This window comes from Streptomyces sp. NPDC091416 (assembly GCF_044756845.1).
Classification (GTDB): Bacteria; Actinomycetota; Actinomycetes; order Streptomycetales; family Streptomycetaceae; genus Streptomyces.
The window spans coordinates 163,128-177,997 of record NZ_JBIVTU010000009.1 but is presented as its reverse complement, the minus strand read 5'-3'; the positions used below and the strand labels follow the sequence as shown (position 1 = coordinate 177,997).

Annotated in this window: 11 protein-coding genes; 4 read left to right on the top strand and 7 right to left on the bottom strand. The window is 72.5% G+C overall.

Translation table 11 applies throughout. The features are described from left to right. Positions 1-251: 251 nt before the first annotated feature. A complete protein-coding gene (locus ACIQMX_RS26285) occupies positions 252-1,301 on the top strand; it encodes a PAC2 family protein (protein ID WP_363078304.1) in 1,050 nt (349 codons plus the stop codon). 63 nt (positions 1,302-1,364) lie between these two features. Here the strand turns inward: ACIQMX_RS26285 and ACIQMX_RS26280 are convergent, their stop codons facing one another. The 5 genes from ACIQMX_RS26280 to ACIQMX_RS26260 form a co-directional block, all read right to left on the bottom strand. Continuing rightward, positions 1,365-4,415 carry an NPCBM/NEW2 domain-containing protein gene (locus tag ACIQMX_RS26280; protein ID WP_402481637.1) on the bottom strand — a complete coding sequence of 1,017 codons (3,051 nt, stop codon included), beginning with the start codon at positions 4,413-4,415 and terminating at the stop codon, positions 1,365-1,367. Positions 4,416-4,524: 109 nt separating this feature from the next. Continuing rightward, positions 4,525-5,754, bottom strand: coding sequence for a cysteine--1-D-myo-inosityl 2-amino-2-deoxy-alpha-D-glucopyranoside ligase (gene mshC, locus ACIQMX_RS26275; RefSeq protein ID WP_363078308.1), 1,230 nt, complete (start codon positions 5,752-5,754; stop codon positions 4,525-4,527). 138 nt (positions 5,755-5,892) lie between these two features. After that, positions 5,893-6,732 carry an SCO1664 family protein gene (locus ACIQMX_RS26270; protein WP_363078310.1) on the bottom strand — a complete coding sequence of 280 codons (840 nt, stop codon included), beginning with the start codon at positions 6,730-6,732 and terminating at the stop codon, positions 5,893-5,895. Then, positions 6,696-7,286 (bottom strand): DUF3090 domain-containing protein, encoded by a 591-nt coding sequence (locus ACIQMX_RS26265; RefSeq protein ID WP_020207450.1) that lies wholly within the window; start codon positions 7,284-7,286, stop codon positions 6,696-6,698. The genes ACIQMX_RS26270 and ACIQMX_RS26265 overlap by 37 nt, the downstream gene beginning before the upstream one ends. Positions 7,287-7,392: 106 nt before the next feature. Continuing rightward, entirely contained in the window at positions 7,393-8,106 is a 714-nt protein-coding gene (locus tag ACIQMX_RS26260; RefSeq protein ID WP_402481633.1) for a histidine phosphatase family protein, read from the bottom strand. Positions 8,107-8,161: 55 nt separating this feature from the next. On the opposite strand from ACIQMX_RS26260, the gene corA reads away from it, so the two are divergent. Then, a complete protein-coding gene (gene corA / locus ACIQMX_RS26255; RefSeq protein ID WP_363078314.1) occupies positions 8,162-9,148 on the top strand; it encodes a magnesium/cobalt transporter CorA in 987 nt (328 codons plus the stop codon). Between the two features lie 24 nt (positions 9,149-9,172). On the opposite strand, the gene ACIQMX_RS26250 is transcribed toward corA, so the two are convergent. Both ACIQMX_RS26250 and ACIQMX_RS26245 read right to left on the bottom strand, forming a co-directional pair. Continuing rightward, positions 9,173-9,961 carry a ferritin-like domain-containing protein gene (locus ACIQMX_RS26250; protein ID WP_363078316.1) on the bottom strand — a complete coding sequence of 263 codons (789 nt, stop codon included), beginning with the start codon at positions 9,959-9,961 and terminating at the stop codon, positions 9,173-9,175. A 347-nt stretch (positions 9,962-10,308) separates the two neighbouring features. Then, on the bottom strand, positions 10,309-11,358 hold the full coding sequence (locus ACIQMX_RS26245; protein WP_363078318.1) for an LLM class F420-dependent oxidoreductase: 1,050 nt from the start codon (positions 11,356-11,358) through the stop codon (positions 10,309-10,311). 139 nt (positions 11,359-11,497) lie between these two features. On the opposite strand from ACIQMX_RS26245, the gene ACIQMX_RS26240 reads away from it, so the two are divergent. After that, positions 11,498-12,481 (top strand): aldo/keto reductase, encoded by a 984-nt coding sequence (locus ACIQMX_RS26240; protein WP_363078320.1) that lies wholly within the window; start codon positions 11,498-11,500, stop codon positions 12,479-12,481. After that, entirely contained in the window at positions 12,478-14,712 is a 2,235-nt protein-coding gene (locus tag ACIQMX_RS26235; protein ID WP_402481628.1) for a helix-hairpin-helix domain-containing protein, read from the top strand. Before ACIQMX_RS26240 ends, ACIQMX_RS26235 begins: the two co-directional genes overlap by 4 nt. Positions 14,713-14,870 lie beyond the last annotated feature (158 nt).

Below are 14,870 nucleotides of genomic sequence, written 5' to 3'. Positions count from 1 at the left end.
CCCCAGGGGAAATAACATCGGACCTCTGCTGTGGTCATCCGATGTATAGCGCCCTGAAGGGCCCAACGTCCAGAGTTGAGCGGAAACTGGCCCCGCACAGCTCGGATGTCTGGCAGGACCGCTGCCCCACTTGAGCCCGTGACGCCTCCTCGTGGTCCGGGTTCACTCCACCGTGCCCAAGGGCTGCGGCGGGAGTGGCCGGAAGCCGTAAGGTTGTTCCGTACGCAAGGGAACTTCGGAAGGAGGCCTGGGTGATCGAGCTCGAGGGGGTTCCCGAGCTGATCGACCCGGTCATGGTGGCCGCGTTCGAGGGCTGGAACGACGCGGGTGATGCCGCCTCCACGGCGGTCGCGCACCTGGACCGGGAGTGGAAGGGCGAGGTGTTCGCGGCGCTGGACGCCGAGGACTACTACGACTTCCAGGTCAACCGCCCCACCGTCTTCCTGGACGGCGGGGTACGCAAGATCACCTGGCCGACCACCAGGCTCTCCGTGGTCCGTATCGGCGGCGACAAGCCCCGCGATCTCGTCCTGGTCCGGGGCATCGAGCCGTCGATGCGCTGGCGCTCGTTCTGCAACGAGATCCTGGGATTCGCCCATGAACTGGGCGTCGAGATGGTGGTGGTGCTCGGTGCGCTGCTCGGCGACACCCCGCACACCCGGCCGGTGCCGGTCAGCGGAGTCACGTCCGACCCGGATCTGGCGCGGACCATGGACCTGGAGGAGACCAAGTACGAGGGGCCGACCGGCATCGTCGGCATCCTCCAGGAGGCGTGCACACACGCGGGCGTGCCGGCGGTGAGTCTGTGGGCGGCGGTGCCGCACTACGTCTCGCAGCCGCCCAACCCGAAGGCCACCCTGGCGCTGCTGAACCGCCTGGAGGACCTCATCGGGCTGCGCATCCCCCTGGGTGAACTGCCCGAGGACGCACGCGCCTGGCAGCTCGGGGTCGACCAACTGGCCTCCGAGGACAGCGAGGTGGCCGAGTACGTGCAGACGCTGGAGGAGGCCCGGGACACCGCGGAGCTGCCCGAGGCGAGCGGCGAGGCCATCGCCCGGGAGTTCGAGCGCTATCTGCGGCGCCGGGATCCCGGCCCCGGTCAGGCGCCGGGCGGGCACGCCACGGAGAGCGGTGACGGCTCGTATCTGCGGGACCCGTCGAGCGGCCGGACCAGGCCGCCGAAACCGCCGAGGCCCGGGACCGGTCCCGGGAAGGGCTCCCCGCAGGCCGGCGGTCCCGCGGGCAGCGGACCGCCGGAGGATTCGTCGGAGGACTCCCCGGACGACTCCTCGGAGGACTGATCCGGGCAGCGTGGAGCCGGGCGGGTGCGCACCCGCCCGGCTCCCCGGCGTCGCTGCCGGCATTCAGGAACAGACGAAGCGCGCCGCGCCCCAGTCCCCGTGGTCGCCGGTCTTGGACCCGTTGGTGTCCGTGACCTTCAGGCGTACGTGCCGTGCGCCGTCGAGCGGCACATCGACCGGCACCGTGGCCGAGGCCCCCGTCACCTTCGGCGAGGTCCACAGCACCTTGCCGTCCGCCTCGACGGAGAACGCCACCTCGCCGTAGCCGTTGATCTCGTCGTCGATCCCCGCTTCGGCGGTGAACTTCGAGCACTGTCCGCCGAGATAGACCTCGATGTCGGAGTCGGCGTGGGTGCCGATCCCCTTCTCGTACACCTTCCCGGCCAGGGTCAGCGGGTGTCCGTCCGCCGCGCCCGACTCGCCGTTGCTGCGGTCGCGCTCCGCCGGTCCGTACCCGTTGGCCGAGGTCAGCCACGCCAGGTCGCTCGCCCACACCTCACCGGTGGGCGGCGCCGGCATCACGGCGGTGGCGAAGCGCCGGACGGCCGTGCGGGACTCGCCCGCCGACCGGTAGCGCGTGAGCGCGGTGATCCGGGCCTCCCCCGCCCCGGCGTCCTTCGCCGGGGTCACCTGGACCTCGACGCGCCGGGTGGTGCCCGCCGGGATCCGGTCCACGGCCGCGGCCGGCGTGGCCCGCCAGCCCTCGGGGACGTCGAGCGAGACCACGGCGTCCGTCACGTCGGCCGTGCCCGCGGTGACGTCGACGGCCACGGTGCTCGCGGCGCCGGCGCCGGTCTCCTGCCCCTGCGGTGCGGAGAGGACGGCGTTCGCGGCGGCGTCGCGCCCGCCGACCGCGCTGGTGTTCTCCAGCTTCACGGAGAACTTCCTTCCCGTGGACAGCGGGGCGGTCTTGATCTTCACCACGCCGCCGCGGTCGTCGCGGTCGTACCACCAGCCCTGCTTCGCCGCCGCGTACGCGGCGGCCGAGTCCAGCCGGGGCAGCTTGCCCGCGAGCTTCACCGCGCTCGGCGCGGAGCCGGTGTGCACGCTGAACTCGTACGGGCGGCTGCTCTGCTTGCCCTCGAACGTCCCCCTGCTCCCACCGATGGAGACGGTCACATCGCCCGCACCCCTGACCGGTGCCGAGACCTCGGCCGTCTGGGTGGCGTACGCGCCGTCGCGGTGCTGCCGGGTCACGCCGTCGTCCTCGTACAGCGTGAAGGAGGAGCGGCCCTGCGGGTAGACGTCCCAGGCGAGCGGGGAGGTGGCGGTGCGGTCCTTGTACGAGCGGATGCCCGGCCACATCGGCACGGTGGCACCGCCCCTGACGAACAGCGGCAGCGTGTCGAGCGGGGCGTCGTAGTCGTCGACCGTGACCGGCCCCTCGTACGTCCGGCCGCTCCAGTAGTCGGTCCAGGTGCCCTTCGGCAGGTAGATGCCGTCGCGCTCGGTGCTGTCCTGGTAGACGGGGGCGACGAGGAAGTCCTCGCCGGACATGAACTCGTACTTCGCGGCGTCCGTCGCGGCCTTCGGGTCGTCCGGGTACTCGAGCACCAGCGGGCGGACCATGCCGACACCGGTCTTCGTCGCCTCGTGGGCGTAGGAGTACTGGTAGGGCAGCAGCGACTCCTTGAGCTTGAGGTAGTCGCGGTTGATGGAGGTGTACGGCTCTCCGTAGCGGAAGGGCTGCTTGTCACTGGCCGCCCAGCCGTCCATGGTCATCGTGGTGCCCAGGAACATCTTCCACTGGAGGTCACGGGTGTACGTCTTGGCGCTGCCGCCGAAGATGCCGTCGACGTCGCCCGTGGTGTAGGCGAGGCCGGACATCGTGGCGCCCGCGTAGGTCGGGATCTGCCAGCGGATGTAGTCCCAGGTGCCGTACTGGTCGCCGGACCACTGGACACCGCAGCGCTGAGCGCCCGACCAGCTCTCGGGGGCGTATGTGAAGCCGCGGGCGTCGCTGTTGTCCTCGATGCCCTTGTAGGCGTCCTTGCAGCCGTCGAGGGCGAACTTGTAGCCCTCGCCGATCCAGGCGACGTCGAGCTTGGCGACGCGCTGGCCGGCCTTGACCTGCTCGGCGATCTTCTCGATGCCGTCCTGGGTCCACAGACCGAGCTGCATGTCGCGGTCCTGGAGGCCCTTGGCGGTCTCGGCGAGGTCCTCGTGGCCGCAGCCGTATCCGTCGTTGACGAGCATCCAGCCGTTCGGCATGTCGTTCTCGACGTAGCCGTCGGCGACCTTCAGGGCGTCCAGGGTGTGGCGCTCACCGCGGTTGGCGTTGTGCAGGTAGCAGTCGGCGTCGCCGATCTCCAGCCCGTACACCGGAGGCAGGAAGGGCTTGCCGGTCAGCTTCGTGTACTGGCCGATGACGTCCTTGGCACTGTCACCCGCGAAGTAGTAGGCGTCGAAGCGCCGTTCCTGCTCGGTGGTGGTCACCGGGTCGGTGAAGGCGTAGGTGCCCGGCGAGAAGGTGTTGCGGAAGACGCCGTAGCCGGCCGACGAGAGGTAGAACGGCACGGAGTTGGGGTGCCCGCCGTCGTCCCAGTCGTAGTCGACGCCGACCTCGACGGTCTTGTCCCGGTGCGAGGTGTTGCCCCGGCCGTTCTGCATCCCGGCGCCGTAGAACTGCTCGTCCGCGCCGCGGGCCAGGGTCTGGGTGGTCTTCTCGCCGTCCCAGCTCAGCCCCTTCGCCTCGGACCAGACCCGGCTGCCGTCGGCGCGGTACAGGGCGAACCGCAGAGGCGACTTGTAGACACGCAGGGTGACATCGCCCGTGGAGAGGTCGTAGCGGTCGCTCCGCTCCTTCCACCGGGTACGGGGCGGGCTGCCCTGCGGCAGGACGATGGCATCGCCCGCCGGGTCCTCGAACGTGCCGTCCGGTGCCAGTTCGATCCGGAAGGTCTCCTCGGACACGAAGCTGACGCGGGCCTTCGCGGCCCCCGCACTCAGCCGGTACACCGGCCCGTCGGCGGTGAAGCCGGTGAGGTCGCCGACCGTCGTGCCGGCGGAATCGGCCGGGTCCGCCGCCTGTGCGCTGCCCGGCCCCGAGACCGCGGCGAGCAGACCCAGCAGCGCTGCAACTACTGCCCCTCTGATGCGCATTGATGATTGCATAGAGCGCTTTTAGCGCAGCACCGAGCATTTGACCATGGACAAAACGGAACCGGCCCCGAACTTCATCAAGAAGTTCGGGGCCGGTGAACGGACGTCGTACGGCGGGCAGTTACAGCGCGACACCGAGCAGGGCGTCGACGGTGCGCGAGACGAGTCCCGGCGCCCCCTCGTCCGTCCCGCCCCCGGCGGTCTGCCGCTCGGCCCAGCGGTCCACGGCGGCCAGGGCCGCCGGGGCGTCCAGGTCGTCGGCGAGGGCCGCGCGGACCTCCTCGACCAGCGCGTCGGCGGACAGCCCGTCGGGTCGCGAGACGGCGGCGCGCCAGCGCGCGAGCCGCTCCACCGCGTCGGCGAGCACCTGGTCGGTCCACTCCCAGTCGGAGCGGTAGTGGTGCGAGAGCAGCGCGAGGCGGATCGCCGCCGGGTCCACGCCGTCGCGGCGCAGCACCGATACGAAGACGAGGTTGCCCCGGGACTTGGACATCTTCTCGCCGTCCAGGGCGACCATGCCGGCGTGCACGTACGCCTGGGCGAACGGGTGCTCGCCGGTCAGCACCTGGGCGTGCGAGGCGCCCATCTCGTGGTGCGGGAAGGCGAGGTCGGAGCCGCCTCCCTGGATGTCGAAGCCCATGCCGAGATGGTCCAGGGCGATGGCGACGCACTCGATGTGCCAGCCGGGCCGGCCGGCGCCGAGCGAGGCACCGTCCCAGCTCGGCTCGCCCTCGCGGGCGGCCATCCAGAGCATCGGGTCGAGCGGGTTCTTCTTGCCCGGGCGGTCCGGGTCGCCTCCGCGTTCGGCGGAGAGCAGCCGCATCGCCTCGGCGTCGAGGCCCGAGACCTCACCGAAGTGCGGGTCGGTGTCGACGGAGAAGTACACATCGCCGTCGAGTTCGTAGGCGGCGCCCGCGTCCCGGAGCCGTTCGACGAGCGGCACGATGCCGGGTATCGCCTCCACGGCTCCGATGTAGTGCTGCGGCGGGAGCATGCGCAGGGCAGTCATGTCCTCACGGAACAGGGCCGTCTCGCGCTCGGCGAGCTCGGTCCAGTCCTGCCCGTCGCGCACGGCCCGCTCCAGCAACGGGTCGTCCACATCGGTCACGTTCTGGACATAGTGAACCTGCCGCTTGGTGTCGAGCCACACGCGCTGAACGAGGTCGAACGCGTTGTAGGTCGCCGCATGACCCATGTGGGTCGCGTCGTACGGCGTGATGCCGCAGACGTAGATGCGGGCGACGGGACCGGGGTCAAGGGTGATCCGTCCGCCGGTCGCGGTGTCGTGGATCCGAAGGTCGCGGCCCTTGCCAGGCAGGGCGGGGACCTCAGAAGCGGGCCAGGCATGCATGCCACGAGCGTAACCGGACGCGGCTTCCGGATACGAACCGGAGGGGGGATCCTGACCGAAGAGGCACTCTTGCGCGCCGGTCCGGAAGGTGCATGCCCCGGTGGTTCCCGGGGCTCCGCCGGGGTCACAGCGGCTTGATCACACCGGTGGCCACGGGATGGCGGGCCACTCGCCGCTCGGCTCGCGGTGCAGTCCCGTGCCCCGCAGCGCCGCCACCCGGGCCCTCAGGGCCTCGATCTCCGTGGCGGTGATCAGTTCCCCCAGCCGGGTGAGCAGCGCGGCGCCGGGCTCCAGTTCCGCGGCCAGCCGGTCCAGGACCTCGACGGCCTCCGCGGGCAGCGGTTCGCCCGCCCAGCCCCACAGCAGGGTGCGCAGTTTGTCGTCCGCGTTGAAGGTCACACCGTGGTCGATGCCGTACAGCCGGCCGTCCGGAGCGGGCAGCAGATGGCCGCCCTTGCGGTCGCCGTTGTTGATCACGGCGTCGAGCACCGCCAGCCGGCGCAGCCGGGGATCGTCCGCGTGCACCAGCAGCGCCGTCCGTCCCTCCCCCACCTCGGCGAGGACCACGGGCTTCCAGCCCTCGCCCGGCTCCTCGTCCTCGACGAGCGCGAGGAGGCCGGGGGCGTCCTCGTCCTGGGGTGCCGCCTCGATCCAGAGCTGGCACATGCCCTGTCCGTACGGCCCGTCCCGCAGCACGGTCGGGGGCACCAGGCCCCACCCCGTCACCTCGGACACCTCGTAGGCGGCCACCTCGCGCTGGGCGAGGGTGCCGTCGGGGAAGTCCCACAGGGGCTGCTCGCCCGCGACCGGCTTGTAGACGCAGTGCGCCTGTTCGCCCTCGTACGCGACCGAGCAGTACAGCACCGCGTTGGAGGCCCCGCGGACCTGTCCGAGGACCGTGAGCTGCCCCTTGCCGAGCAGGGTGATCAGCCCGTCGTCGCTCAGGCGCCGCGACGGTATCCGTTCTGGCGCGGGCATACGTGTCCTTCCGGATCGAGGGGCAGGCTGCACAGCGGGCACGGCGGGCGGCCGGCGTTCACGACGTCCAGGGCGCGTTTGGCGAAGGCCCTGGCCTGGGCGCCGCTGAGCCGGACCCGGAGCATCGGCGGGCCGTTCTCCTCGTCCTGGAGCAGCCGCTCCTCGGCCTCCGCGAGGTCCTCGACGGAGTCCGCGTCAAGTTCGACGAGGGCCTGCGCCTCGACGATCATGCGCTGTTCCTCGCCGTCCCAGGCGAGCGCCATGGTGCCCACCCGGAACTCCTCCTCGACGGGGACGTCGAGCGGGGCGGTGTCGGTGACGTCCATCGGGGCCACGGCCGGCACCGGCGAGTTCCCGCCGGTGCGCCGCACCACTTCGTCGAGCAGTTCGTCGACCCGCTCGGCGAGCGCGGCGACTTGGGTCTTCTCCAGGGCAACGCTGGTGACACGTCCGCCTGAGGATGCCTGCAGGAAGAACGTACGACGTCCAGGCAGCCCGACCGTGCCGGCCACGAAACGGTCCGGGGGGTCGTAGAGGAACACCTGACGGGACACGTCCTGTCTCCCTTGAAATCGACGGCATATGAGGATCGGCCGGGCCGGGCCGGGAAAGTCCCCCGGAAAGGCGTCTACGGCGCGTCCACCCTACTGCGCGGAGCGATCACGGCGCCCCAGCGCCGCCCCCGACCGCCGCGTCCTCCTCGCCGCCGCCCGTCGCGGCGCTCGCGTCGGGAGCCGGTTCGCGGGGCGCCAGGGAGGCGAGATCGCCGGTGTCACCGAGCCGCAGCAGGAACGGGCGCAGCCTGGTGTAGCGGATCGCGGTGACGGAGCACGGGTCGGCGTGGACGCGCTGGAAGAGGTCCAGATGCATGCCGAGGGCGTCGGCGACGAGGGATTTGATGATGTCGCCGTGGGAGCACATGACGTAGACGGCGCTCTCGCCGTGGTCCTTCTCGATCCTCGCGTTCCAGTCCCGTACCGCGTCGACGGCACGTGCCTGCATCGCCCGCATCGACTCGCCGCCGGGGAAGGCCGCGGCGGACGGGTGCTGCTGCACGACCTTCATCAGCGGCTCGTCGCCGAGCTCGGCGAGCTTGCGCCCCGACCAGTCCCCGTAGTCGCACTCGCTGATCCGCTCCTCGGTGTGGAGCGTCAGTTCCGGCCGGGCGGCGAGCAGCGGCCCGACGGTCTCACGGCAGCGCTGGAGGGGGCTGCTGACAACGGCGGCGAGGGGCAGGGCGGCCAGCCGTCCGGGGAGTGCGGCGGCCTGCTCGGTGCCGCGCTCGTCGAGCGCGACACCGGGGGTCCGGCCGGCGAGCACCCCGGACGTGTTGGCGGTGGAGCGTCCGTGGCGTACGAGGATCAGGGTCGGCATACCGGCCAGCGTACGCAAAGGTGCGCCGGGGGCCGGAGCAGGGAAGAATGCGCGCGTGATCGTGGACTGCGCCATTTACCGGGACGGACGCCGCACCGAAGGCCCCGCCGACTTCTCCGACGCCCTCGACGAGGCGCGGGCCAGCGGCGACGCGTTCCTGTGGATCGGCCTGCACGAGCCGACGGAGAAGGAGTTCGACCTGGTGAGCAGCGAGTTCGGGCTGCATCCGCTGGCGGTCGAGGACGCGCTGTCCGCGCACCAGCGGCCGAAGCTGGAGGTGTACGACGACTCGCTGTTCGCGGTGATCAAACCGATCGTGTACGAGCACGACAGCGACACGGTCAGCGCGGACGAACTGATGGTGTTCATAGGCGATTCGTTCGTGGTGACGGTCCGGCACGGCGAGGGAGCGCCCCTGGCCGCGGTCCGCCGCCGCCTGGAGGCCGAGGCCGATGTGCTCAAGCACGGGCCGACGGCTGTCCTGTACGCGATCAGCGACGCGGTCGTGGACCACTACATCGATGTCGCCGGTGAGCTCCAGGTCGACCTGGAGGAGCTGGAGACGCAGGTCTTCGCCCCGAGCGGAACGGGCGATTCCAAGAACACCGCGGCCCGCATCTACACCTTCAAGCGCCAGGTTCTGGAGTTCCGCCGGGCGACGGTCCCGCTGGCCGCGCCGATGGCCCGGCTGGCGAGCGCCGGGGTGCCGTACGTCCACGAGCACTCGCAACCGTTCTTCCGGGACGTCCAGGACCATCTGACGCGCGCCAACGAGCAGGTGGAGGGGCTGGACCGGCTGCTCTCGGACATCCTGTCGGCGCATCTCGCGCAGATGGGCGTGCGGCAGAACGACGACATGCGCAAGATCTCGGCCTGGGCGGCGATGGCGGCCGTGCCGACCATGGTCGCGGGGATCTACGGCATGAACTTCGAGCACATGCCCGAGCTGGGGTGGGTCTGGGCGTACCCGGTGATCATCCTGCTGATGGCGGGCGCGGTCGTCGGCCTGTACCGCCAGTTCAAGCGCCGCGGCTGGCTCTGACGGCCTTCGGCCGGGCCTGCCCGCTCAGGCGAACTCGGGTGCCGGGACGGCGGGCCCGCCCAGGGCGTCGCGCCGCTCGGGAGGCGTCAGGCTGACCATGCGCCGCCAGCCGAGGACCCGCTCGTACGCGTGGACGGCGTGGATCCCCGCCGCCAGGACCGCGGCCTTCGCCCGGGACCATCCGAGGACACGGCCCATGTGGTCCATCACGGCCAGGCTGACGTCGCGGTAGACGGCGATCTCGGCGAGGGCGCACTCGCGCAGGATGTGCTGGATGGTCCGGCCGTGCCCGGCCGCGGCGAAGCGCAGGAGTTCCTCGTGGCAGTAGGCGAGGTGGTTGTCCTCGTCGTTGGAGATCATCCTGACCGCGCGGCCCAGGTCGGGGTGGTCGGCGAAGTGCTTGCGCAGCAGCCGCATCTGCTCGGAGGCGCGCTGTTCGGTGACCCGGCTGTGGGCGAGGTAGGTGATGATGTCGCGCTCGGTGAGCGGCTCCTCGCGCCCCAGCTGCTCGTGGGCGAGTCCGATGCCGTGCTTCTCCAGGAGCATCGTGTAGTCGGTCTCGTGCGGGACCGGGACCGCCGTCAGACCGCGCTTCCGCAGCAGGGCGTTGAAGATCCGTCCGTGCTTGTCCTCGTCGGCGCCGTGCCGGGCGATCTTCGGGGCGAGCGCGCGCTGGCTCGCGGGCACGAGCGCCGCGATGCGACCGTTCTCCCAGCCGCCCTGGGATTCCCCGCTGGCAGCGATCGAGCAGAACAGCCGGAACGCGTCGTCGTCGTCGAGCATCTCCTGGAACAGGTTCTTTGCCGAGAGCATCACTGCCACCTCCGTGCCGGCCTCTGCCGAGCGCCAGTCAAATGCGCCCGGTCCCGGCGGGCAACACGAACGCTCCCGCGCTGGGCCGAACGGGGTACCGGCGCCGCAGCTGGCGAACCGTTTCCGCACAGCCCGTAACCCCGGCCGGCCTGCCGCGTTGTTCCCGGTGACGGCCGTGGCGGGGAGGATCCCCGAGCCCCCACCACGGCCGTAGCGCTGCCCGCGGACGCCCCGGCGCCCGGGACCCTCCGCCGGGACGGGACCGGATCAATCGGGCCGGGTCAGGTGCCGGGCCCCGCGGACCCGGCCCGGCCCCGACGAGAGTGCCTGAGGCCGGACAGAGGGACCTACGCCAGTCCGGACCGCTCCAGCGCGTCCGTACCGGCCCGCAGGGCGGCGATCCGCTCGTCGAGCGTGAAGCCCGCGGGAGCCAGGGTGAGGGTCGTGACACCGGCTGCCGCGTAGGCCTGCATCCGGTCGGCGATCCGCTCCACCGACCCCAGCAGCGTGGTCTGGTCGATCAGCTGGTGCGGCACTGCGGCGGCGGCGCCGGCCTTGTCGCCGGAGAGGTACTTGTCCTGGATCTCGGCGGCTTCCTTCTCGTACCCCATGCGCTGGGCGAGCTGGTTGTAGAAGTTCTGCTTGCGGCTGCCCATGCCGCCCACGTACAGCGCGGTGTACGGGCGGAACATGTCGGCGAGGCCGTTGACGTCGTCGCCGATGGCGAGCGGGAGCGTCGGGCAGACGTCGAACCCGTCCATGGTCCTGCCGGCCTTCTCCCGGCCCGCCCGCAGGTGCTTCACCGCGGTGTCCTCCAGGTGGTCCGCGGACGGGAAGATCAGCAGCGCTCCGTCGGCGATCTCACCGGTCTGCTCCAGGTTCTTCGGACCGATCGCCGCGATGTACAGCGGGATGTGCTCGCGCTGCGGGTGGACGGTCAGCTTGATCGGCTTGCCCGGCCCGTCCGGCAGCGGGAGGGTCCAGTGCTGTCCCTCGTACGACAGACGCTCGCGGGTCATCGCCTTGCGGACGATCTCGACGTACTCCCGGGTGCGGGCGAGCGGCTTGTCGAACTTGACGCCGTACCAGCCCTCCGAGACCTGCGGCCCGGACACGCCGAGACCGAGCCGGAACCGGCCGCCGGAGAGCGAGTCGAGGGTGGCCGCGGTCATCGCCGTCATGGCGGGCTGACGCGCCGGGATCTGCATGATCGCGGAGCCGACGTCGATGGACTCGGTCTGCGCGGCGACCCAGGTCAGCACCGTCGGGGCGTCGGAGCCGTACGCCTCGGCCGCCCAGCAGACGTCGTAGCCGAGCCGGTCGGCCTCCTGCGCGACGGCGAGGTTGTCGCCGTCCATTCCCGCGCCCCAGTAACCGAGATTGATGCCGAGCCGCATAGCCGCTCTCCTTACTGATCAGTAACGTCCTGTGTTCCGGACTCTAGCGCGCGGGAGGGCGATACGGCAGGGGCCACCCGGGCCCCGGTTGTCCACAGGCCTGCCACGTGCGCGGCTCCGGCCAGTAACCTCAGCGCCCATGGAGCAGAGGCATCTCGGCCGCACCGGCCTTCGCGTGTCCCGGATCGGGCTCGGCACCCTCACCTGGGGCCGGGACACCGACGAGCACGACGCCGCCGAGCAGTTGAAGGCGTTCTGGGAGGTGGGCGGCACCCTGGTCGACACGGCCGACGTGTACGGCGGCGGGGAGGCCGAGTACCTGCTCGGGCAGCTCGTCGCCGGCCTCGTGCCGCGGCACGACCTGGTCATCGCGACCAAGGCCGGGAGCGTGGCCGATCCGTACCGCAGGTTCAACGGCTCGCGCGGGCATCTGCTGGCCGCTCTGGACGCCTCGCTGGCCCGGCTCGGTACGGACTACGTGGATCTGTGGCAGGTCCACGCCTTCGACCCCATGACGCCGCTGGACGAGACGCTCCAGGCGCTGGACATCGCGGTGTCGAGCGGGCGCGCCCGGTATGCGGGGGTGTCCAACTTCTGCGGCTGGCAGCTCGCGAAGGCCGCGACCTGGCAGCTCGCCTCGCCCGGGGTGCGGACCCGGCTGGCCAGTACGCAGATGGAGTACTCGCTGCTCCAACGGGGCGTGGAGCGCGAGGTACTGCCCGCCGCGCTCGACCTCGGCGTGGGGCTGCTGCCGTCGTCCCCGCTGGGCCGTGGCGTGCTCACCGGCAAGTACCGCACGGGGACCCCGGCGGACTCGCGCGGCGCCTCCGAGCTGCTGGCCCCGTTCGTCGAGCCGTATCTGGACGACCCGGCGAGCCGCATCGTGCACGCGGTGGCGACGGCGGCCGACGGGCTGGCCACCACGGCGCTCCAGGTGGCCCTGGCGTGGGTCCGGGACCGGCCGGGAGTGGTGGCCCCGATCATCGGCGCGCGCAACGCGCGGCAGCTCACGGAGGCTTTGTCAGTGGAGGCGCTTAGTCTTCCTGACGAGATCTGCCAGGCGCTCGACGATGTGTCGGCGCCCGTGCACCGCTATCCCGACCAGGACTGGAGCACGCTGTGACTGCGCTTCCCCGGGGGGAATCCCCCGGCCCCTCGGCCACCGACGACGGCGTCGTCGCGGACGAGCCCGCCACCGCGCCCGCCGAGCAGGCGGAGGCCGCCCACGACGGCGCCGACGAGGCGACGGCCGACGGCCCCGGGGAGGAGACGGACGGGTCCGCGCCCCAGGAGGACGGCGCCGCGGACGCGGCCGCCGGAGGCGACACCGGCGCTGCCGCGGCACCCACCGAGGCCGAGGCGGAGCTGGCCGCCCAGCGCGCACTGCGCGAGCGGATCGAGAAGCGCAAGGCCGAGAAGGAAGGGCCCATCGACGCCGGTACGAAGCTGAGCGGCCCGGCGGCCGATCTGCTGGCTGCCGTGCGCGCCGTGGAGAGCGGCGAGAAGCCCGGCACCGCGTTCTTCGACTCCCCCGCCCCGCCCCCGGCCCGCCGGAGCGTCCCCGCACCGGCGCCGGTGCGCCCGCAGGCCCCCGAGCCCGTGCACGCGTCCCGCGGCGCGTCGCCGGAGACCGTCGCCGCCGTGGCGGCCGTGCTGGCCGAGGGCGGGGCCCCGGCGGCCCTGGCTGCCCCCGCCGCCGCCGTCCTGGGCGCGCAGGCCGACGAGGCGCTGCGGGAGGACCCGTGGCAGCTGCTGTCCCTGCCGGGTGTCGGCCCGGAACAGGCGGACACCTTCGCCCGGGCCCTGCTGGACACGGGATGCGGACCCGACGACGAGCGGCGCACCGCGGCCCTGGTCGGCTGGCTGCTGGAACGGGCGGCGCTGCAGGGACACACCGCCCTGGACGCCGAGCAGGTCCGTGCCGCGCTCGCCGGACGGGCGGTGTCCGACCCCGACGCGGCGGTGCAGCACGCCATCGCCGAGGGCGTCGTCCTGGTCTTCCAGGACGGCCCGGAGGACGAGGAGAGCGGCGAGGAGACCACGGAGGCGGGCGCCGGCGACGAGGGCGAGGAGCCGGCGGAGCGGGAACCGGTCCAGGTCCTCCTCGGCCTCGACCGGTACGCGCTGGCGGAGGAGAGCCTCGCCGACGGCCTCGCCCGGCTGGTCAACGCCTGCGAGAAGGACGCCGACTGGTCGGACGCAGCCACCGCGGCCCCCTCGCCCTCGGCGGCCGAGCTGATCCGCACGGCCGCGTCCCACGGTCTCGTCGCGCACACGGGCGGCGAGGCGGCCAGGGCCGAGCCGGCCGCGCTGATCGCCGCCGCCGCAGGCCTCGGTCTGCGGGCCCTGGGCGCCACGCACAGCGTGGACGGCCGGCAGCGGCTGGCCGGGGCGGTGGGTGACGCCTCGGCCGCCGTCACGCTCGCGGGGCTGCTGTCCGGCACGGAGGGCCCCGGGCGGGACGAGGAGGGGGCGCTCGCCCTCGACCTGCTCGTCGTGCTCGACGCCCCGCAGCTGGACGTGGAGACCGGCGCGATGCTGGTGGAGTCCCTCGCCGACGGCACCCGTCTGGTGGTGAGCGGCGACCCCGGCGTGCTGGGCTCGGCCGGTGCGGGGCGGGTGTTCGCCGATGTGCTGGCGGCCCGTGCCTGCCCCCAGGTCGTCTCCCGCACCCCGGATCCGGGGCCGATCGGCGAGCTGGTCTCCGGCATCGGCATCGGGGAGCTGAACCAGGTGGAGGCGCCGGGCAAGGAGGTCGTGATCGTGCCCGTGCGGGACGCGGGCGAGGCCGTGCACCGCACCGTGCAGCTGGTCGCCGACTCCGTGCCGCGCGCCATCGGCGTCCCGTCCTCGGACACCCAGGTCATCACCGTCGGCCATGGCGGGTCGGCGGGCACCCGGGCGTTGAACGAGGCGCTCAAGCAGCGGCTGAACCCGGGCCCGGGCCGCTTCGGCGGATTCGACCCCGGGGACCGGGTGGCCCACGTCCCCGCGCCGGGCAGGACCGTGCCCGGTGTGGTCGTCTCGGCCGACGCCGAGGGCCTGCACCTGGACTGTGCGGGAAGCCCCGTCGTCGTACCGCAGGAGCGGGTCGCCGCCTCCGTCCGCCATGCCTGGGCGCTCAGCGCCCACCAGGCGGCGGGGATGCGGTGGCCCGCGGTCGTCGTCGTGCTGCCGGGTGACGCGGCCCAGGGGCTGAGCCGGCCCTGGGTCTACACCGCGTTCGGCCGGGGAGAACGGCATCTGTCCGTGGTGCACGGTGTGGACCAGGCCCTGCCCCGTGCCGTGGCCCAGTCCCCCGCCCAGGACCGCACCACCCGGCTGCGGACACTGCTGGAGGCGTCCGACGGCTGACCGGTGACGGAAGACCGGTGACGGAAGACCGGTGACGGAAGACGGCCGAGGGGCCGGGGCCGGGCGGGGGCCGCCGGGCCCGGCCCCCCCGCCGGCGACCGGCCGGGGGGGGGGGCCGGCGTCGCGGGCGGGCCGCGGCACGCCCGGCACCACCCCGG

Coding starts and splice junctions, on each gene's coding strand:
- ACIQMX_RS26280 (WP_402481637.1), bottom strand. CDS start 4,415: ATGCAATCATCAATGCGCATCAGAGGGGCAGTAGTTGCAGCGCTGCTG.
- mshC (WP_363078308.1), bottom strand. CDS start 5,754: ATGCATGCCTGGCCCGCTTCTGAGGTCCCCGCCCTGCCTGGCAAGGGC.
- ACIQMX_RS26240 (WP_363078320.1), top strand. CDS start 11,498: ATGGAGCAGAGGCATCTCGGCCGCACCGGCCTTCGCGTGTCCCGGATC.
- ACIQMX_RS26250 (WP_363078316.1), bottom strand. CDS start 9,961: ATGCTCTCGGCAAAGAACCTGTTCCAGGAGATGCTCGACGACGACGAC.
- ACIQMX_RS26245 (WP_363078318.1), bottom strand. CDS start 11,358: ATGCGGCTCGGCATCAATCTCGGTTACTGGGGCGCGGGAATGGACGGC.
- ACIQMX_RS26260 (WP_402481633.1), bottom strand. CDS start 8,106: ATGCCGACCCTGATCCTCGTACGCCACGGACGCTCCACCGCCAACACG.
- ACIQMX_RS26270 (WP_363078310.1), bottom strand. CDS start 6,732: ATGCCCGCGCCAGAACGGATACCGTCGCGGCGCCTGAGCGACGACGGG.